We start from the raw sequence: 17,350 nt of genomic DNA, 5'->3' as shown, positions 1-17,350 counted from the left end.
ACAGCCGTCAAAGAAAATATCCAGGTTAAATGTCTGCTACCGCTCTGCCCGCACCGGAGCGGTAAGCCAGAAGATTAGATCGTCGAGGAGTTTGAATGCGTCGTTATGCAGTCTGGTTTTCCACGCTTTTCCTGCTGTTTACGTTGAGCCCTTTGGTACAGGCACAACCTGGCTGGCAGCCGATCCCTGAAACGATCCGCAAGAGTGAAAAAGACCCTCGTCAGTATCAGGCCATCAAGCTGGATAATGGCATGACGGTGCTGCTGGTTTCTGACCCGCAGGCGACAAAATCGCTTTCCGCGCTGACCATCCCTGTAGGCTCCTTAGAAAACCCGCGCAACCAACAAGGGCTGGCTCATTACCTTGAGCATATGCTGTTGATGGGCTCAAAACGCTATCCTCAACCTGACAATTTGGCCGAATTCCTTAAAAAGCATGGCGGCAGCCACAATGCCAGCACCGCGTCTTATCGCACCGCGTTCTATCTTGAAGTGGAAAACGACGCGCTGGAACCGGCGGTCGATCGCCTGGCGGATGCCATTGCCGAACCGCTGTTGGATCCGGTCAATGCCGATCGTGAACGTCATGCGGTCAATGCGGAACTGACCATGGCTCGCTCACGCGACGGCCTGCGTATGGCGCAAGTGGGTGCCGAAACGCTGAATCCCGATCACCCAAGCTCGCTGTTCTCCGGCGGAAATCTGGACACGTTGAAGGACAAGCCGGACAGTAAATTGCACGATGCGTTAACCGCCTTCTATCAGCGTTACTACTCTGCCAATTTGATGAAGGCGGTGATTTACAGTAATAAGCCGATGGATGAGCTGCAGACCATCGCGGCCAAAACCTTTGGCCGGGTGGCAAACCGTAATGCGACGGTGCCGGCTATCACCGTGCCGGTGGTCACCGACAAGCAGAAAGGCATCATCATTCATTACGTGCCTGCTCAACCGCGCAAGCAGCTGAAAATTGAATTCCGTATTGAAAATAACAGCGACAAATTCCGCAGTAAGACCGACACGCTGATTGCCTATCTGATTGGCAACCGCAGTAAGAACACCCTTTCTGACTGGCTGCAAAATCAGGGGCTGGCGGATTCCATTGATGCCGGCGCCGACCCGGTGGTTGACCGCAACGGCGGCGTGTTCTCTATTTCCGTTTCGCTGACCGATAAGGGCCAGGCTGACCGCGATCGGGTGGTTGCGGCGGTGTTCAGCTATCTGAATACGCTGCGCACTGGCGGCATCGATAAGCGCTATTTCGATGAAGTCGCCAACGTATTGAATCTCGATTTCCGTTACCCATCCATTACCCGCGATATGGATTATATCGAATGGCTGGCTGACACCATGCTGCGGGTTCCGGTTGCCGATACCCTGGACGCCCCCTATATCGCCGACCAGTACGATCCGCAGGCGATCAAGGCCCGTCTTGACGGCATGACGCCACAGAATGCCCGCATCTGGTATATCAGCCCGGATGAACCTCACAACAAAGTGGCGTATTTCGTTAACGCGCCTTATCAGGTCGATACCATCACCCCTGAGCATTTCGCGCAGTGGCAGGCGGCCAGTGAAAAAATCGACCTGTCGTTGCCGGTGCTTAACCCGTATATCCCGAACGATTTCAGCCTGATTAAGCCGGATCATAAATACGATCATCCGGCTGAAGTGGTGAATCAGCCAGGTCTGCGGGTGTTTTATATGCCAAGCCAGTATTACGCCGATGACCCCAAGGCCAGTATTACCCTTTCGCTGCGTAATAAAGAGGCGATGAGCACGGCTAAAAATCAGGTGATGTACGGGCTGAATGATTATATGGCCGGGCTGGCGCTGGACGAGCTGAATTCTCAGGCCTCGGTGGCGGGGATCAGTTTCTCCACCGGTGAAGACGATGGCGTAACTTTTAGTGCCAGTGGGTTCACCCAGCATCTGCCAGAACTGATGAAAGAGCTGCTGAAAAGCTACGCCACCTACCAGCCCGATCAGCAGATGTTGGATCAGGCGAAGTCCTGGTATCTGGAACGGCTGGCCTCCGCAGCGAAGGGCAAAGCCTTTGAGCTGGCCATTCAGCCTGCCCAGATGGTTTCGCAGCTGCCTTACACTCAACGCAGCGAACGCCGTGCGCTGGTGGCGGGCATCACGCTGGATGACGTAAAAGCCTACCGCAATATGCTGCTGGAGAAGGCGACGCCGGAGCTGATGGTGGTGGGTAACATGACCGAAGACGCCACCAAGACCCTGGCCACGGACGTGAAGAGCCAGCTGAACTGCTCAGGCGAAAGTTGGTGGCACAGTCAGTATCTGTACATCGACAAGAAAACCTCCGCCAACTTGCAGGATGAAGGCAGCAGTACTGATTCTGCGCTGGCCGCGCTGTATGTCCCGCTGGGCTATCCGGAATATGAGAGCGTTGCCAGTAGCGCGCTGTTAAGCCAGATCATCCAGCCGTGGTTCTACAACCAGCTGCGTACCGAAGAGCAACTGGGCTATGCGGTGTTCTCCTTCCAGATGCCGGTTGGCCGTCAGTGGGGCATTGGCTTCCTGCTGCAGAGTAACGTGAAGCAGCCAGCCTACCTGCTGACCCGTTTCCAGGCGTTCTATCCAACCGCGGAAAAACGCCTGCGTGAGATGAGCAAAGACGATTTTGCACAGTATCAGGCGTCGATGATCAACGAGCTGAAGCAGCGACCGCAAACCCTGGATGAAGAAGCCGGGCGCTTCAGCAAAGACTTCAACCGTGAAAACTACCAGTTTGATACGCGCGAGAAGGTGATTGCGCAGATCCAGGCGCTGACGCCGGAAAAAATGGCCACCTTCTTCCACAAGGCGGTGATTGAACCGCAGGGCCTGACGCTGTTATCACAAATTTCAGGCAGTCAGCACGATAAGGCGGATTATGCCAAACCAGAAGGCTTTACCAACTGGAAAGAAGTGTCCAAACTGCAGCAATCTTTCCCGGTGAAAAGCGATAAACCATGACTCAACTTGCCCAGCGCCTTGATCCCTTAACGCTGCCATTGCAGGGAGAAAGGCTTATCGAGGCCTCGGCAGGCACCGGCAAGACCTTTACTATCGGGTTGCTCTACCTGCGTTTATTATTAGGGCTGGGCGGCGAAGCGGCTTATAGCCGCCCTCTGCCGGTAGAGGAAATTCTGGTGGTGACCTTCACCGAGGCGGCCACCGCTGAACTGCGTGGCCGCATCCGGGAAAACATCCATAAGCTGCGCATCGCCTGCGTGCGGGGGCAGTCTTCAGATGTGATGTTGGCCCAACTCCTTGAGCAAATCCCCGATTTACAGCAGGCCGCTGCCCAGTTACTGGCCGCCGAGCGCCAGATGGATGACGCCGGGATCTTCACCATTCACGGCTTTTGCCAGCGCATGCTCAACCTCAACGCCTTTGAATCCGGCATGCTGTTTGAACAACAGCTGATTGAAGATGAGTATCCGTTACGCCGACAGGCCACGGCTGATTTCTGGCGTCGCTACTGTTATCCGTTGCCATTGCCGATTGCCCGGGTAATGACCCAGATGTGGCAGGGGCCGGAGCAGTTGCTCAGCACGCTATCGCCCTGGTTGAACGGTGAAGCACCGTCACTCAAACACCCGCCCAATCTGCAGGAAACCTTTACCGAGCGGCATGAAAAAATCATTGCCGAGATTGACCGGCTGAAGGCCGCCTGGCTGGCCGCGGGAAATCTGCATGATGTGATTGCTAACTCTGGCGTGGATAAGCGCAGTTACAGTAGTAAGCACTTACCTAATTGGCTGGAGAAGCTTAATCAGTGGGCGACGGAAGAGACGCAGGATTACAGCTTCCCCAAAGATCTCGAGCGTTTTAGTCAGCGGGTTTTGCTGGAGAAAACCAAAAAGGGTGAAGCACCTCAGCATCCGCTGTTTGACGAGATAGACCGCTTCCTGGCGGAGCCTCTCTCTCTGCGTGAGCTGGTGATCGCACGCGCCTTAAGTGAAATCCGTTTTGCCACGCAAAAAGAGAAGCAGCTCAACGCGTTACTGGGCTTTGACGATCTGCTGGGCAGGCTGGACAGTGCGCTTCAGCAACCGGCCGGAGGCGCATTAGCTGAGGCTATCCGTGGACGCTATCCGGTGGCGCTGATAGATGAATTCCAGGATACCGATCCGCAGCAGTACCGCATCTTCCGTACCCTGTATGGCAGGCAGCCCGAGAACGCGCTGTTGCTGATTGGTGACCCGAAGCAGGCGATTTACGCTTTCCGTGGTGCAGACATCTTCACCTATATGAAAGCGCGTAATGAAGTTAGTGCCCACTATACGCTGGAGACTAACTGGCGCTCTTCTCCGGGCATGGTTAACAGCGTTAACCGTCTGTTTTCTCAGCAACAACATCCGTTTTTATTCAGCGATATCCCGTTTATTGCGGTGCAACCTGCCGGACCAAATGCCGCCCTGAGTTTTACTCTGGATGGCACTGAGCAACCGGCGTTGCGCTTCTGGCTGCAGCCTGGCGATGGCGTGGGAGTAAGTGATTACCAACAGTTTATGGCTCGTCAGTGCGCGGCGGAAATTTGCCACTGGCTGACCGCGGGTCAGCAAGGTACTGCGCTGATTGGCAAAGGCGAAAAACGTCACCCGGTTCAGGCCTCTGATATCACCATTCTGGTTCGCAGCCGCGGTGAAGCCTCGGTGATGCGTGAAGCCCTGAATGGCCTGAATATTCCCTCAGTGTATCTTTCAAACCGCGACAGCGTTTTCACCACACCGGAAGCGCGTGAAATGCTCTGGCTGCTGCAGGCGGTTCTGGCCCCGGAGCAGGAACGCGTGCTGCGCAGCGCGCTGGCCACCAGCATTTTTGGTCTGGATGCGGTCACGCTGGATGCGCTAAATCAGAATGAGCGTGCCTGGGATGCGCTGGTGGATGAGTTCGACGGCTACCGTCAACGCTGGCTAAAACGCGGCGTACTGCCGATGCTGCGTGAGCTGATGATTAACCGCAAGATTGCCGAAGATTTACTGGCTTCAGAGAGCGGGGAACGGCGGCTGACCGACCTGCTGCATCTCGGTGAACTGCTGCAGGAAGCTTCGGCCCAGCTGGACAGTGAACATGCGCTGGTTCGCTGGCTGGCGCAGGAAGTGGCTCAGCCCAACGGGCAGTCATCCAGCCAGCAGCTGCGGCTGGAGAGCGATCGTCATCTGGTGCAGATCGTCACCATCCATAAATCCAAAGGATTGCAGTATCCGCTGGTCTGGCTGCCATTTGTCGCCAACTATCGCGAAGCGGGACAGGGCATTTATCACGACCGTGAGAGCTATCAGGCCTTGCTGGATTTGCGTGACGATGAAGAGAGTGTTGAGCTGGCCGAGCAGGAACGGCTGGCCGAAGATCTGCGGCTGCTGTATGTGGCGCTGACCCGTTCGGTCTGGCATTGCAGCGTAGGCATTGCGCCTCTGGTTAAAGGCAACCGCAAGAAAGAGGGCAACAGTGACCTGCATCGCAGCGCGTTGGGCTATCTGGTTCAGCATGGCGAAGCTGCCGATGCCAGCCAGCTGCTCAGCCATCTCCAGTCACTGGAAAATGATTCTATTGAGGTGATTGCCGCCGCAGCGCCAGATGCCACGCCGTGGCAGCCGGTGCAGGATGAAGAGCAGGTATTAAGCAGCCAGCAGATCGGCCGAACGCTGCGCGATGAGTGGCGAGTTACCAGCTACTCCGGCCTTCAGCAACACGGACAGTCGGTCACCTTCGACCTGCTACCTAAACTGGACGTCGATGCCGCAGGCGAAGGTCAGAACCCGCTGATCAGCCAGCTGACGCCGCACAGTTTTCCGCGTGGCGCCGCGCCGGGGACCTTCCTGCACGGGCTTTTTGAAAACCTGGACTTCACGCAACCCGTTGAGGATGAGTGGCTCAGCGAGCAGCTGCTGGCGCAGGGACATGACCTTGCCTGGCTGCCGGTGATGAAGGCCTGGCTGGAGCGGATTCTGCAAACGCCGCTGGATGATTCCGGCGTCAGCCTCAGCCAGCTCCCTGCCGATAAGCGCCAGGTCGAGCTGCAGTTCTATCTGCCGATCCAGCAAATGCTGACCGCTTCCGGACTGGATAAGCTTATTCGCCAACACGATCCGCTTTCTGCCGAATGTCCTCCACTGAACTTCCAGCAGGTTCAGGGGATGCTGAAGGGCTTTATCGACCTGGTCTTTTGCTGGCAGGGGAAATATTACCTGCTCGATTACAAATCCAACTGGCTCGGTGCTTCAGCAGAAGACTACACGCCAGAGGCGATGGCGCTGGCAATGCAGTCGCACCGCTATGATTTGCAGTATCAACTTTACAGCCTGGCGCTGCACCGCTATCTGCGCCATCGTCTGGCGGATTATGACTATCAGCAGCATTTTGGTGGCGTGTTCTATTTGTTTTTACGCGGCGTGGACGGCACCGCCAGCGAGAACGGTATTTACCGAACGCGGCCGGATGTTGGGTTTATCACCGCGCTGGACGCGCTGTTTGCCGGTACCGCGCAGGAGGACGTATGTCAGGGATAGCCGCGCTGTTGCAACAGGCTGGTGAACTGCGGCTGTTCCGCTCGCTGGATATACAGTTTGCCCGCATGATCGCGTCTGAAGATCATCCTGCTTTAATGCTGGCCGCGGCCTGCGTCAGCGCGGAAGCGGGAGAAGGGCATGTTTGCCTGCCTTTGGCCCAGTTTACCGAACAGGCGTTGTTTGACGGACGACAGCCTGAACTTGCCCGTCAGCTGTGGCGGGCAGCGGGTGAACCAGCGTGGCTGGACCTGCTGCAAAATTCGGAGGCCGTCGGTGACGGTTCCACGGCCACACCGCTGGTTTTGCATCAGCAGCGTCTTTACCTGCACCGCATGTGGCAGTCTGAAGGAGAGGTGGCGCGATTTATTGGACGGGAAGCCGCTGTAACCGCATTCGACCCGCAGCAGCTGCGCGCAGCACTCGATCGGCAGTTTGGTCAGCAGCCGGATGACTGGCAAAAGATTGCGGCTGCGGTCGCGATAACTCGTCAGATCTCGGTGATTTCCGGCGGACCGGGCACCGGTAAAACCACCACCGTGGCTAAACTGCTGGCCACCTTGCTCTCGCTGTCGGCAGAGACGGTACGCATCCGTCTGGCCGCGCCAACCGGTAAAGCCGCGGCCCGATTGACCGAATCGCTGGGCAAAGCCCTGCAGCGGCTGGAGGTCAGTGACGAGGAGAAACAGCGGTTCCCGGCTGAGGCGACCACGCTGCACCGCCTGCTCGGTGCGGTGCCCGGCAGCCAGAGAATGCGTTATCACGCCGGTAACCCATTGCACCTCGATCTGCTGGTGGTGGATGAAGCGTCGATGGTCGATCTGCCGATGATGGCTAACCTGATTGCCGCGTTACCTTCGCAGGCGCGGGTGATCTTCCTCGGTGACCGCGATCAGCTGGCCTCGGTTGAAGCGGGCGCGGTATTGGGCGATATCTGCCGGTGCGCTGAAACGGGATACAGTCTTGCGCGCGCAGAAGAGCTGAGCGCCTTAACGGGCAGCCTTATCGAAGGCCGGGAAGACCCGCAGGCGCCGCCGGTGCGTGACAGCATTTGCCTGCTGCGCAAGAGCTACCGCTTCGATGCCTCTTCAGGAATTGGTCAGCTGGCGCTGGCCGTCAATGCGGGCGATACGCGCCAGGTCGATGCAGTCTTTGCCGCTGATTACGCCGATATTGAGCGCTTCACGTTGGGGAGTAGCGAAGCGTATCAGCATCTGCTTACTGCCTGTGTTGCCGGATACCGCGACTATCTGAGCCGCCTTGCAGCCGGTGCACAGCCTGCCGATGTGCTGGATGCGTTTAGCCGTTTCCAGCTGCTTTGCGCGCTGCGCGAAGGGCCGTTTGGAGTGATGGGGCTGAATGAACGCATTGAGGTCTCGCTGCAAAAAGCGGGCTTGATCCGTCGTTCACCGGGCGCGGCGAATAAATGGTATCCCGGCCGGCCGGTGATGATTTCCCGCAACGACAGTGCGTTGGGGCTGTTTAACGGCGACATTGGTATTGCGATGCTGGATGAGGAACAGGCGCTGAAGGTGTTCTTCCCACTGCCTGACGGCAGCATCAAAGCCGTACAGCCCAGCCGACTGCCGCCGCACGATACCGCCTATGCGATGACGGTGCATAAATCGCAGGGATCCGAATTCGATCACACCGTGCTGGTGCTGCCTAATCAGTTCACGCCGGTGCTGACCCGCGAGCTGGTTTACACCGCCATCACCCGCGCGAAATTACGTTTAACGCTGTATGCCGAGCAAAACGTGTTAAACAGCGCGGTGAAAATGCGCACCTTGAGGCGCAGCGGGCTGGTCGAACGGCTGACCGAATAATTTGGCTGAGATGAGACGTTAACAAGGGGCGATAAATCGCCCCTTTTGGGTCTTCAGGAGAAGAGACGCGCGTGGCGCAGATCGGCCATCAGCACTTTTGAGCGACGCTGATAGTTGTACATCAGCTTTTTACTTTCCGGCAGCAGTTCGATATCGACCGGCGTAAAGCCGCGTTCCTGGAACCAGTGAATGCTGCGGGTGGTCAGCACGAAGAGTTTCTTCAGCCCCATCTGACGCGCCTGCAGTGCCACGCGTTCCAGCAAGGCTTCACCGCGCGAGGAACTGCGGTAATCAGGATGCACCGCCACACAGGCCATCTCGCCAATCGCTTCTTCCGGGAACGGATAGAGCGCGGCGCAGCCAATCGTCAGGTTATCGCGCTCAATGATGGTGAACTTATCAATTTCCATCTCCAGCTGCTCGCGTGAGCGACGAACCAGAATTCCCTGCTGCTCCAGCGGACGGATCAACTCCAGAATGCCGCCGATATCATTAATGGTGGCACGGCGGATCTGCTCGGCACTTTCCATCACGATCTGCGTACCGATACCATCACGCGAGAACAATTCCTGTAACAACGCGCCGTCTTCCTGGTAGCTGATCAAATGGCTACGACGCACGCCGCTGCGGCAGGCTTTAACCGCACCACGCAGAAAACGCACGGTGCCGGACAGGTAGTCATCGCGCGTTTCCAACTCTTCAATGCGCTGCTGGGCATCATTCGGGAACAGCTCGGAGATGATATTGCCTTCATCATTGGTCACGCCCTGTTCGGAGCAGAAACCAATCATCTTCTCGGCTTTCAGCTTGATGGCTAACTGCGTCGCCACTTCTTCAGAGGTCAGGTTGAAGCTCTCGCCGGTGACGGAAACCGCAACCGGCCCCATCAGCACGATCGCGCCGCTGTCCAGCTGACGGTGAATCGCTTCTTCATCGATACGACGAATACGGCCGCTGTGGCAGTAAGCCACGCCATCATCCACGCCTAACGGTTGGGCAATAATAAAGTTGCCGCTGACCACATTAATATGCGCACCCTGCAACGGGGTATTGTTCAGGCTCATCGACAGGCGGGCGGTAATATCCAGCTGTAAACGGCCCGCGGCCTGCTTAACCAACTCAAGGGATTGCGCATCGGTGACACGGGTATGCTTGTGATAAATCGGCTCCAGCTGGTGTTCAGCCAGGTTAGCGTCTATCTGCGGCCGGGCGCCATACACCACCACCAGGCGAATGCCCAGGCTGTGCAGCAGGCCAATATCATTGACGATGCTTGAGAAGTTCTCATGCTCGATGGCTTCACCACCCAACATAATGACAAACGTCTTACCACGGTGGGCATTGATATAGGGCACGGTATGACGAAAACCCTGAACCAGCTCGGTACTCCGTTCCTTCACGGCAAACCCTCTATGAATTATTATTCGCTAAAAGTGTATTTTTATTCTTTTATTGGCCGGGCGCAAGGGGCAATTTCTCAGTATTTTCTGGTTTCTTCCCCTGGCGGCCACGCTAATACGCTGCATTTTATCGCTTTTTCTGGGTGACACCGCCGGAGGGATTCGCTAAAGTTTTTGCACTTGGTAGTCATTTGGCTTTTTTTTAGACACAGTTCAGCAAACACCTCTGGAGTAGCATGTCCGATTTACCCTCACCTGGCCGTCGCCGGTGGTTAAAAAGCGCCGGCGCCGTCGTGCTGCTAAGCGTCAGCAAAGTAGGCCTGGCCGCCAGCAGCCATGTGGTGGCGATCCGCATCTGGCCGTCTTCAACCTATTCACGGCTGACGCTGGAATCCAACCGCCCGCTGAAATATAAGCAGTTTGCGCTCAGTCATCCCGAACGCGTGGTGATCGATATTGCCAATATCCAGCTTAACCATGCGCTGAAAGGCGTCGGGAACCTGGTGCGCAGCGACGATCCCTACATTAAAAATGCCCGAGTGGGGCAGTTCGATGCCAATACCGTCCGACTGGTGCTTGAGCTGAAGCAAAATGTGTCGCCAAAGATTTTCACCCTCGCGCCCGTCGCCGGGATCCGCGATCGTCTGGTGCTGGATCTCTATCCGGCAAAAGGCAGCAGCTACGATCATGCTGACGATCCGCTTCTGGCGTTACTGGAAGATTACAATAAAGGCGATCTGGAAAAGAGCCAGCCTGCAGCGGCGGCTTTGCCGGGCAAGGCGGGGCGGGATCGGCCGATTGTGATCATGCTCGATCCGGGGCACGGCGGCGAAGACTCGGGGGCCATCGGTAAACATAAAACCCGCGAAAAAGACATTGTGCTGAAGATCGCCAGACGACTGAAGGTCTTGATTGACAAGCAGCCCAATATGCGTGCCTATATGACGCGCAACGAAGATGTCTTTATTCCGCTAAAAGTCAGGGTGGCCAAAGCGCGCAAACAGCGTGCCGATCTGTTTATTTCCATCCATGCCGATGCCTTCACCAGCCGTGCGGCACGCGGCTCGTCGGTATTTGCGCTCTCGACCAAAGGCGCGACCAGCACTGCGGCACGTTTTCTGGCGCAGACGCAGAATGAATCAGACCTGATTGGCGGCGTCAGCATGAGCGGCGATCGCTATCTCGATCACACCATGTTCGATATGGTGCAGAGTCTGACCATCAACGACAGCCTGAAATTTGGTAAAGAGGTGCTGTCCCGCATCGGTAAGGTGAACCATTTACATAAGCGAACCGTCGACCAGGCCGGTTTTGCCGTGTTGAAAGCACCCGACATTCCGTCGATTCTGGTGGAGACAGCGTTTATCAGTAATTTAGAAGAAGAGCGAAAGCTGCGGACGACGCGTTATCAGCATCAGGTAGCGGAATCTATTCTGGCGGGGATCAAAGCGTACTTCGCCAGTGGCGCAAGCCTGGCACCCAGAAAATAATCGGGATTGTGGGGCGGGGTGCTGCTCGCCCGGCATTAAGCAGACAGGCAAATCCATTGCGGGGAATTTGGCGGAGGCCAGAAACAAAAAAACACCCGTTAAGGTGTTAAGTTGGTTGCGGGAGCCGGATTTGAACCGACGACCTTCGGGTTATGAGCCCGACGAGCTACCAGGCTGCTCCATCCCGCGTCCGTAGTGTACTACTGTTGCTTCCGTCACAACAGGTCTTTCTTTTACTGCTTTCTCCGAAGAGAAATGGTTGCGGGAGCCAGATTTGAACTGACGACCTTCGGGTTATGAGCCCGACGAGCTACCAGGCTGCTCCATCCCGCGTCCGATATACTGTTGCTTCCATCACAACAGGTCTTGCTGTTCACAGAACATTCTCCGAAGAGAAATGGTTGCGGGAGCCAGATTTGAACTGACGACCTTCGGGTTATGAGCCCGACGAGCTACCAGGCTGCTCCATCCCGCGTCTGTGGAAGCGCACTATACGCTGTAGGAGTTTTGATGCAACCCCTTTCTGCAATAAAGTCATCAAAATAGCGCTTACTGCTCACTTCTTCTGCATTTGCCTTATTCTCGTACAGCAACCGATGAACTTTACCGTTGAGCCGTTTAATTCTCCCGGTGCCTTTGCTATCTTCGGCGAGGAATTCCGCATAGAGGGCAGTGAAATAATGAAAGGATGTTGGGCGAAGTTTGCAGTAACAGGGGCGTTGCTTGCCCTGCTGGCGGGATGTTCCTCAAAACCGACCGATCGTGGCCAGCAGTATAAAGACGGAAAGCTGGACGAGCCGCTCGGACTGGTCAATCAGCCGAATGCGAAAGGGCGTCCGGTGAATGGCAAAGACTTCAGCGATCAGGTCAGCGAAATTCAGTACGCGTCGCCGGCGATGTATTCCCGCCAGACCGGCACCTACGGTTCGATTAAAGCCTGGCTGATGGCGGGCGGCGACACGCGCCAGCTGCGTCAGTTTGGTCTGGATGCCTATCAGATGGAAGGCACCGATAACTATGGCAACGTGCAGTTCACCGGTTACTACACGCCGGTGCTGCAGGCCCGTTACACGCGCCAGGGCGAGTTCCAATATCCTTTATACAGAATGCCTGCGCGTGCTAAAGGCGGACGCCTGCCAAGCCGTGCGGACATTTATAGCGGCGCGCTGGGCGATCGCTACATCGTTGGCTACAGCAACTCGCTGATGGATAACTTCATTATGGATGTGCAGGGCAGCGGCTACGTGGATTATGGCGACGGTCGTCCGCTGACCTTCTTTGGTTACGGCGGCAAGAATGGCCACGCGTACCGCAGTATCGGCAAGGTGTTAATCGATCGCGGTGAAGTGAAGCGCGAAGATATGTCGATGCAGGCGATCCGTAAATGGGGCGAAGAGCACAGCCCGGAACAGGTGCGCGAACTGCTGGAGCAGAACCCATCCTTTGTGTTCTTCAAGCCAGAAAACTTTGCGCCGGTGCGCGGAGCCAGCGCCGTTCCGCTGGTAGCGAAAGCCTCCGTGGCGTCTGACCGTTCGCTGATCCCGCCGGGTACCGCGCTGCTGGCCGAAGTGCCAATACTGGACAACAACGGTAAATTTACCGGAAAATATGAGATGCGAATGATGGTGTCGCTGGATGTTGGCGGTGCGATCAAAGGCCAACACTTTGATATCTATCAGGGCATTGGTGAGCAGGCGGGGCATATGGCCGGCTGGTTCAACCATTATGGCCGCGTCTGGGTACTGAAATCAGCCCCTGGTGCCGGTGTGCCGGTATTCTCTTCTGCATCAAATAGCACTAACGGTTCCGCTCTGCTGACCCAGTAAGCGTTGCTGTTAGCGGGCTGGTTCGCCAGCCCTTCACTGAATTCTGAGGTAAAGCATGACTTCTCTTTCTGACGCCTGGCTGCAACGCTTTGGCGGCACGGCGCGTTTGTATGGGCAACCGGCGCTGCAGCTGTTTGCCGACGCGCATATCTGCGTGGTGGGTATTGGCGGCGTCGGCTCGTGGGCCGCTGAGGCGCTGGCCCGCACCGGCATTGGTGCCATCACCCTGATTGATATGGATGATGTCTGCGTCACCAATACCAACCGGCAGATCCATGCGCTGAAAGAGACGGTTGGCCAGGCGAAAACCGACGTGATGGCCGAGCGTATTCTGGCGATTAACCCGGAGTGCAAAGTCACCTGCGTGGATGATTTTATTACCCCGGATAATACGTCTGAGCTGATGAGCGCCGGCTTTACCTATGTGATTGATGCGATCGACAGCGTCCGGCCAAAAGCCGCGTTGCTGGCCTGGTGCCGCCGCAACAAGATCCCGCTGGTGACCACGGGGGGAGCCGGTGGGCAGATCGATCCGACCCAGATCCAGGTTGCCGATCTGGCGAAGACTATTCAGGATCCGCTGGCGGCCAAACTGCGTGAGCGGCTGAAGAGCGATTTTAAGATCGTGAAAAACAGTAAGGGCAAGCTGGGGATCGACTGCGTATTTTCGACGGAAGCGTTGATGTATCCGCAGGCGGATGGCTCGGTTTGTGCCTCCCGCAGCACGGCGGAAGGTCCGAAGAAGATGGATTGCGCGTCAGGTTTTGGTGCGGCGACCATGGTGACGGCAACCTTTGGCTTTATTGCCGTTTCCCACGTGCTGAAAAAGATGATGGCGAAAGCCGCGCGCGCCTGATGGCGTGCACCAGGCGTGAGCCTTAGCTTTCCTTAGCCGCTTTGATCACCGCTTCCGCCAGCGCGCTCAACCCAGCGCTGCGCGACGAGCTCAGCTGGGCACGTAATCCCAGCTCATCAAACAGCGTCAGCGGGTCGTGACTCAGCAGAGTGGCGGGTTGCTGACCTTCTACGGCGGTTAATAATACCGCCAGCAGTCCGCGCACGATCCGGCCTTCGCTATCACCGTAAAAGTGCAGGCTGCCATCTTCACGCCGTTGATGCCCCAGCCAGACGCGATTTTCACAGCCGCTAAGTTCGATATCTGCCGTTTTTAATGCCTCTGGCAGCGCCGGAAGCTGTTTTCCCATCAGGATCAGCTGACGATAACGGTCTTCCCATTGCGTATACGCCGAGAATTTTTGCTTCAGGCCGTCGGCGGTAATCAGTTCGCCGAAGGGATGAGGTGCCAGTAAAGAAGTCATGATTAATCGCCTAACAGGTCCAGTGCGGTGGTCATCCCTTTGACCAGCGCGTCTACATCGTGAAGGGTATTATACGGCGCAAATGACGCACGCAAAGTCCCGCTTACTCCTAATGCCTGCAACAGCGGCTGTGCGCAGTGCTGCCCGGCCCTTAAGGCAATGCCGCTTTCCGCCAACAGCGTGACCACATCGCTGTGGTGCACGCCGGCGATATCAAACGAAAGCAGGCTGGAGCGGCTGGCCCGGTAACTGCGGAATCCACTCAGCGCGGAAAGGCGTTCTTCTGCCACATCGGCTAATCCACAACTCCAGCTCTCGGCGGCGTCCAAATCAATGCCTTCCAGCCAGCTTAGCGCGGCGCTTAACCCAATGACGCCGGCGACGTTTGGCGTTCCTGCCTCAAAGCGCCACGGCACCGGCTGCGGAACGAATCCATCAAAGCTGACGCTGCTCAGCATTTTGCCGCCGCCCTGCCAGGGTTCCATCTCCTCCAGCAGCGCGGTTTTGCCATACAGCGCACCAATGCCCATGGGGCCATACAGCTTGTGGGCAGAAAATGCGTAGAAATCGATATCGTGGGTTTGCACATCCGGTGGCGCGTGAACCACCCCCTGAGCACCATCAATCACCACTTTGGCACCGACACCATGAGCAAGCGCGATGGCCTGAGCGATATCAGGGCAACCGCCGGTGACGTTCGACATTTGTCCAAGTGCCAGCACTTTGGTTTTTGACGACAGCAGTTCAGGCAGCAAGGCCATATCGGGCAGCAGATGGCTGCCCAGCGGCCACTTCACCACTTTTGCGCCGGTCTGGGCGGCAACCATCAGCCACGGCACCAGGTTGGCGTGATGCTCGGCTTCACTCACCAGAATTTCATCACCTGGCGCTAAACGAGGACGAAAATAGCCTTGAGCCACCAGGTTAATCGCTTCGGTGGTGCCTTTGGTCCAGACGATATTGGTCGCCAGCGGGGCATTCAGCAGCCGGGCAACCTGTTCGCGCGCCTGCTCATATTTTTCGGTTAATTCACGGGCAGCAGCAAACTGGCTGCGGTGAACGGTGCCGGCGCTGAGGCTGTAAAACTGCCGGGTAGCGTCAATCACTGCCGAGGGTTTTAAGGTGGTGGCCGCACTGTCGAGATAGACTCCAGCATCAGCCAGCGCCGGGAAATGCTGACGAAAGAGGGCGGGATTAAAGCTTGTCATAATTTCCTCGACTAATGATGTATTGGTGCGGTATCACTCAGGACCACTCTGAATAACAGGCATATTCCTGGCAAAGTTGGAAAAGCGGGTTATGCTTTTTCAGGAAAGCTTTAAAACATTACCAGCAGATAAGCACCCTTTTGGCAGGCAATTTACCCGCATTTTGCCAACAGGTCGTGCTCTGAAGGTGATTTATCGGATTACCGTCTTCAAGGAGAATAAAGATGAAAAAATTTGCTGCAATTCTGGCCGCCTGTGCCATGACCTTTACCCTGGCTGCTTGTTCAAGCAACTATGTGATGCATACCAATGATGGCCGCACTATCGTCGCAGACGGCAAACCTGTGGTCGACACCGATACCGGTATGATCAGCTATCAGGATGCCAATGGCAACAAACAGCAGATCAACCGTTCTGACGTGAAAGAAATGGTTGAGATGGGCCAGTAAGCTTCAGGCAAAAAAAAAGCACCGCAATTTGCGGTGCTATTAATCACTATGGACAGACAGGGTAAATCTACAGGAATAAAAGATAGCCAGGCTATCAGATCTGAAAAGCGTCAGATCAAATGCAAACACAACATCACGACCACAAGCCAAAAGCCCTTCAAAATCCGGCGTTTCCGCCCCAATTTCAAACTGCTTTTCGTTCCGGCTCAGGAAGTGCGGCAACTATAGGTATTTGCTGGTACATCCTCAACGGACAAATTATAATGTCTCGGATAAAAAAAACTAATACGTAAAGCTCCGTCAGGAGTGTTACTTCCGATGATGTTCAAAAGTATCCGGTAACCATGTCAAAACGTCTTCCCCCTTTAAATGCTCTGCGGGTTTTTGATGCCGCGGCGCGTCATCTCAGCTTTACCAAAGCCGCCGAAGAGCTGTTCGTCACTCAGGCCGCTGTCAGCCACCAGATTAAGTCATTAGAGGACTTTCTTGGGCTGAAGCTGTTCCGTCGTCGCAATCGTTCGCTGTTGCTGACCGAAGAAGGGCAAAGCTATTACCTCGACATTAAAGAGATTTTTACCTCGCTGAATGATGCGACGCGCAAGCTTCAGGCGCGCAGTGCAAAGGGCGCGCTGACGGTCAGTTTGCTGCCCAGTTTTGCCATTCAGTGGCTGGTGCCGAGGCTCACCAGCTTTAACTCAGCTTATCCGGGGATCGACGTACGGATCTCTGCGGTGGACCGCGATGAAGAGAAGCTGGCCGATGATGTCGATGTGGCTATCTTTTACGGTCGTGGCAACTGGCCGGGCCTGCGGGTGGAAAAACTCTACGCCGAATATCTGCTGCCGGTCTGTTCGCCCTTACTGTTGACCGGGGATAAGCCGCTGAAGACGCCGGAAGACCTGGCTAACCAGACGTTGCTGCATGATGCCTCGCGCCGGGACTGGCAGTCTTACACCCGGCAACTGGGCGTTGGGCATATTAATGTGCAACAAGGGCCGATCTTCAGCCATAGCGCGATGGTGCTGCAGGCGGCAATTCACGGGCAGGGCGTGGCGCTGGCGAATAATGTGATGGCACAAACCGAGCTGGAAGCGGGACGGCTGGTTTGCCCGTTCAATGACGTTTTAGTCAGTAAAAACGCTTTTTATCTGGTTTGTCATGACAGTCAGGCAGAACTGGGTAAAATAGCCGCCTTCCGGCAGTGGATCCTGGCAAAAGCCGCCAGTGAACAAGAAAAATTCCGCTTTCGATACGAGAGCTGAGATGTGATTTTTTGCCGCGTGGCCTGATGGCGGCGCGTGCACCCTCTGAG

At 56.1% G+C, this 17,350-nt stretch carries 11 protein-coding genes and 3 tRNA genes; 8 read left to right on the top strand and 6 right to left on the bottom strand.

Annotation, left to right across the window (positions count from 1 at the left end):
• The first annotated feature begins 95 nt into the window (after positions 1 to 95).
• Genes ptrA through recD form a run of 3 tightly spaced genes read left to right on the top strand, consistent with a single transcriptional unit; the run spans position 96 to position 8,346 of the window.
• Complete coding sequence (gene ptrA, locus E2F51_RS02410; RefSeq protein WP_134822647.1) at positions 96 to 2,981, top strand: pitrilysin; 2,886 nt, start codon at positions 96 to 98, stop codon at positions 2,979 to 2,981.
• Complete coding sequence (recB, locus tag E2F51_RS02405) at positions 2,978 to 6,523, top strand: exodeoxyribonuclease V subunit beta (protein WP_134822646.1); 3,546 nt, start codon at positions 2,978 to 2,980, stop codon at positions 6,521 to 6,523. The genes ptrA and recB overlap by 4 nt, the downstream gene beginning before the upstream one ends.
• The gene (gene recD / locus E2F51_RS02400; protein WP_134822645.1) at positions 6,511 to 8,346 is read left to right on the top strand and encodes an exodeoxyribonuclease V subunit alpha; all 1,836 of its coding nucleotides are present in this window, start codon (positions 6,511 to 6,513) and stop codon (positions 8,344 to 8,346) included. Before recB ends, recD begins: the two co-directional genes overlap by 13 nt.
• Positions 8,347 to 8,399: 53 nt before the next feature.
• Here recD and argA read toward each other — a convergent pair whose 3' ends face one another.
• Complete coding sequence (gene argA / locus E2F51_RS02395) at positions 8,400 to 9,746, bottom strand: amino-acid N-acetyltransferase (RefSeq protein ID WP_134822644.1); 1,347 nt, start codon at positions 9,744 to 9,746, stop codon at positions 8,400 to 8,402.
• Positions 9,747 to 9,982: 236 nt separating this feature from the next.
• Here argA and amiC point away from each other — a divergent pair, with 236 nt between their 5' ends.
• On the top strand, positions 9,983 to 11,236 hold the full coding sequence (gene amiC, locus E2F51_RS02390) for an N-acetylmuramoyl-L-alanine amidase AmiC (RefSeq protein ID WP_105760082.1): 1,254 nt from the start codon (positions 9,983 to 9,985) through the stop codon (positions 11,234 to 11,236).
• A gap of 112 nt (positions 11,237 to 11,348) precedes the next feature.
• On the opposite strand, the gene E2F51_RS02385 is transcribed toward amiC, so the two are convergent.
• The 3 genes from E2F51_RS02385 to E2F51_RS02375 all read right to left on the bottom strand — a co-directional run bounded on the left by E2F51_RS02385 (position 11,349) and on the right by E2F51_RS02375 (position 11,711).
• Positions 11,349 to 11,425 (bottom strand) — tRNA-Met (locus tag E2F51_RS02385).
• 67 nt (positions 11,426 to 11,492) lie between these two features.
• Positions 11,493 to 11,569 (bottom strand) — tRNA-Met (locus E2F51_RS02380).
• A 65-nt stretch (positions 11,570 to 11,634) separates the two neighbouring features.
• Positions 11,635 to 11,711 (bottom strand) — tRNA-Met (locus E2F51_RS02375).
• A gap of 205 nt (positions 11,712 to 11,916) precedes the next feature.
• Here E2F51_RS02375 and mltA point away from each other — a divergent pair.
• Complete coding sequence (mltA, locus tag E2F51_RS02370; RefSeq protein WP_013203587.1) at positions 11,917 to 13,062, top strand: murein transglycosylase A; 1,146 nt, start codon at positions 11,917 to 11,919, stop codon at positions 13,060 to 13,062.
• Positions 13,063 to 13,117: 55 nt separating this feature from the next.
• Positions 13,118 to 13,918, top strand: coding sequence for a tRNA cyclic N6-threonylcarbamoyladenosine(37) synthase TcdA (gene tcdA, locus E2F51_RS02365; protein ID WP_134822643.1), 801 nt, complete (start codon positions 13,118 to 13,120; stop codon positions 13,916 to 13,918).
• A gap of 22 nt (positions 13,919 to 13,940) precedes the next feature.
• Here the strand turns inward: tcdA and csdE are convergent, their stop codons facing one another.
• Both csdE and csdA read right to left on the bottom strand, forming a co-directional pair.
• Positions 13,941 to 14,384 carry a cysteine desulfurase sulfur acceptor subunit CsdE gene (gene csdE / locus E2F51_RS02360; RefSeq protein WP_053143802.1) on the bottom strand — a complete coding sequence of 148 codons (444 nt, stop codon included), beginning with the start codon at positions 14,382 to 14,384 and terminating at the stop codon, positions 13,941 to 13,943.
• Positions 14,384 to 15,589 (bottom strand): cysteine desulfurase CsdA, encoded by a 1,206-nt coding sequence (csdA, locus tag E2F51_RS02355; RefSeq protein ID WP_134822642.1) that lies wholly within the window; start codon positions 15,587 to 15,589, stop codon positions 14,384 to 14,386. Before csdA ends, csdE begins: the two co-directional genes overlap by 1 nt.
• A gap of 224 nt (positions 15,590 to 15,813) precedes the next feature.
• Between csdA and E2F51_RS02350 the strand changes: the two genes are divergently transcribed.
• Together E2F51_RS02350 and E2F51_RS02345 are read left to right on the top strand one after the other, a co-directional pair.
• Positions 15,814 to 16,038 carry a YgdI/YgdR family lipoprotein gene (locus E2F51_RS02350; RefSeq protein WP_013203583.1) on the top strand — a complete coding sequence of 75 codons (225 nt, stop codon included), beginning with the start codon at positions 15,814 to 15,816 and terminating at the stop codon, positions 16,036 to 16,038.
• A 344-nt stretch (positions 16,039 to 16,382) separates the two neighbouring features.
• Positions 16,383 to 17,300 (top strand): transcriptional regulator GcvA, encoded by a 918-nt coding sequence (locus E2F51_RS02345; RefSeq protein WP_013203582.1) that lies wholly within the window; start codon positions 16,383 to 16,385, stop codon positions 17,298 to 17,300.
• Positions 17,301 to 17,350: the final 50 nt, after the last annotated feature.

It is taken from the genome of Erwinia sp. QL-Z3 (assembly GCF_004551645.1).
GTDB classification, from domain to species: domain Bacteria; phylum Pseudomonadota; class Gammaproteobacteria; order Enterobacterales; family Enterobacteriaceae; genus Erwinia; species Erwinia billingiae.
The sequence above is the reverse complement of the archived record's forward strand: the minus strand, read 5'-3'. Positions and strand labels throughout refer to the sequence as shown.

What these genes read in the sequence shown, in the direction of transcription:
- ptrA (WP_134822647.1), top strand. Translation starts at nt 96, where the DNA reads ATGCGTCGTTATGCAGTCTGGTTTTCCACGCTTTTCCTGCTGTTTACG.
- recB (WP_134822646.1), top strand. Translation starts at nt 2,978, where the DNA reads ATGACTCAACTTGCCCAGCGCCTTGATCCCTTAACGCTGCCATTGCAG.
- recD (WP_134822645.1), top strand. Translation starts at nt 6,511, where the DNA reads ATGTCAGGGATAGCCGCGCTGTTGCAACAGGCTGGTGAACTGCGGCTG.
- amiC (WP_105760082.1), top strand. Translation starts at nt 9,983, where the DNA reads ATGTCCGATTTACCCTCACCTGGCCGTCGCCGGTGGTTAAAAAGCGCC.
- mltA (WP_013203587.1), top strand. Translation starts at nt 11,917, where the DNA reads ATGAAAGGATGTTGGGCGAAGTTTGCAGTAACAGGGGCGTTGCTTGCC.
- tcdA (WP_134822643.1), top strand. Translation starts at nt 13,118, where the DNA reads ATGACTTCTCTTTCTGACGCCTGGCTGCAACGCTTTGGCGGCACGGCG.
- csdA (WP_134822642.1), bottom strand. Translation starts at nt 15,589, where the DNA reads ATGACAAGCTTTAATCCCGCCCTCTTTCGTCAGCATTTCCCGGCGCTG.
- E2F51_RS02350 (WP_013203583.1), top strand. Translation starts at nt 15,814, where the DNA reads ATGAAAAAATTTGCTGCAATTCTGGCCGCCTGTGCCATGACCTTTACC.
- E2F51_RS02345 (WP_013203582.1), top strand. Translation starts at nt 16,383, where the DNA reads ATGTCAAAACGTCTTCCCCCTTTAAATGCTCTGCGGGTTTTTGATGCC.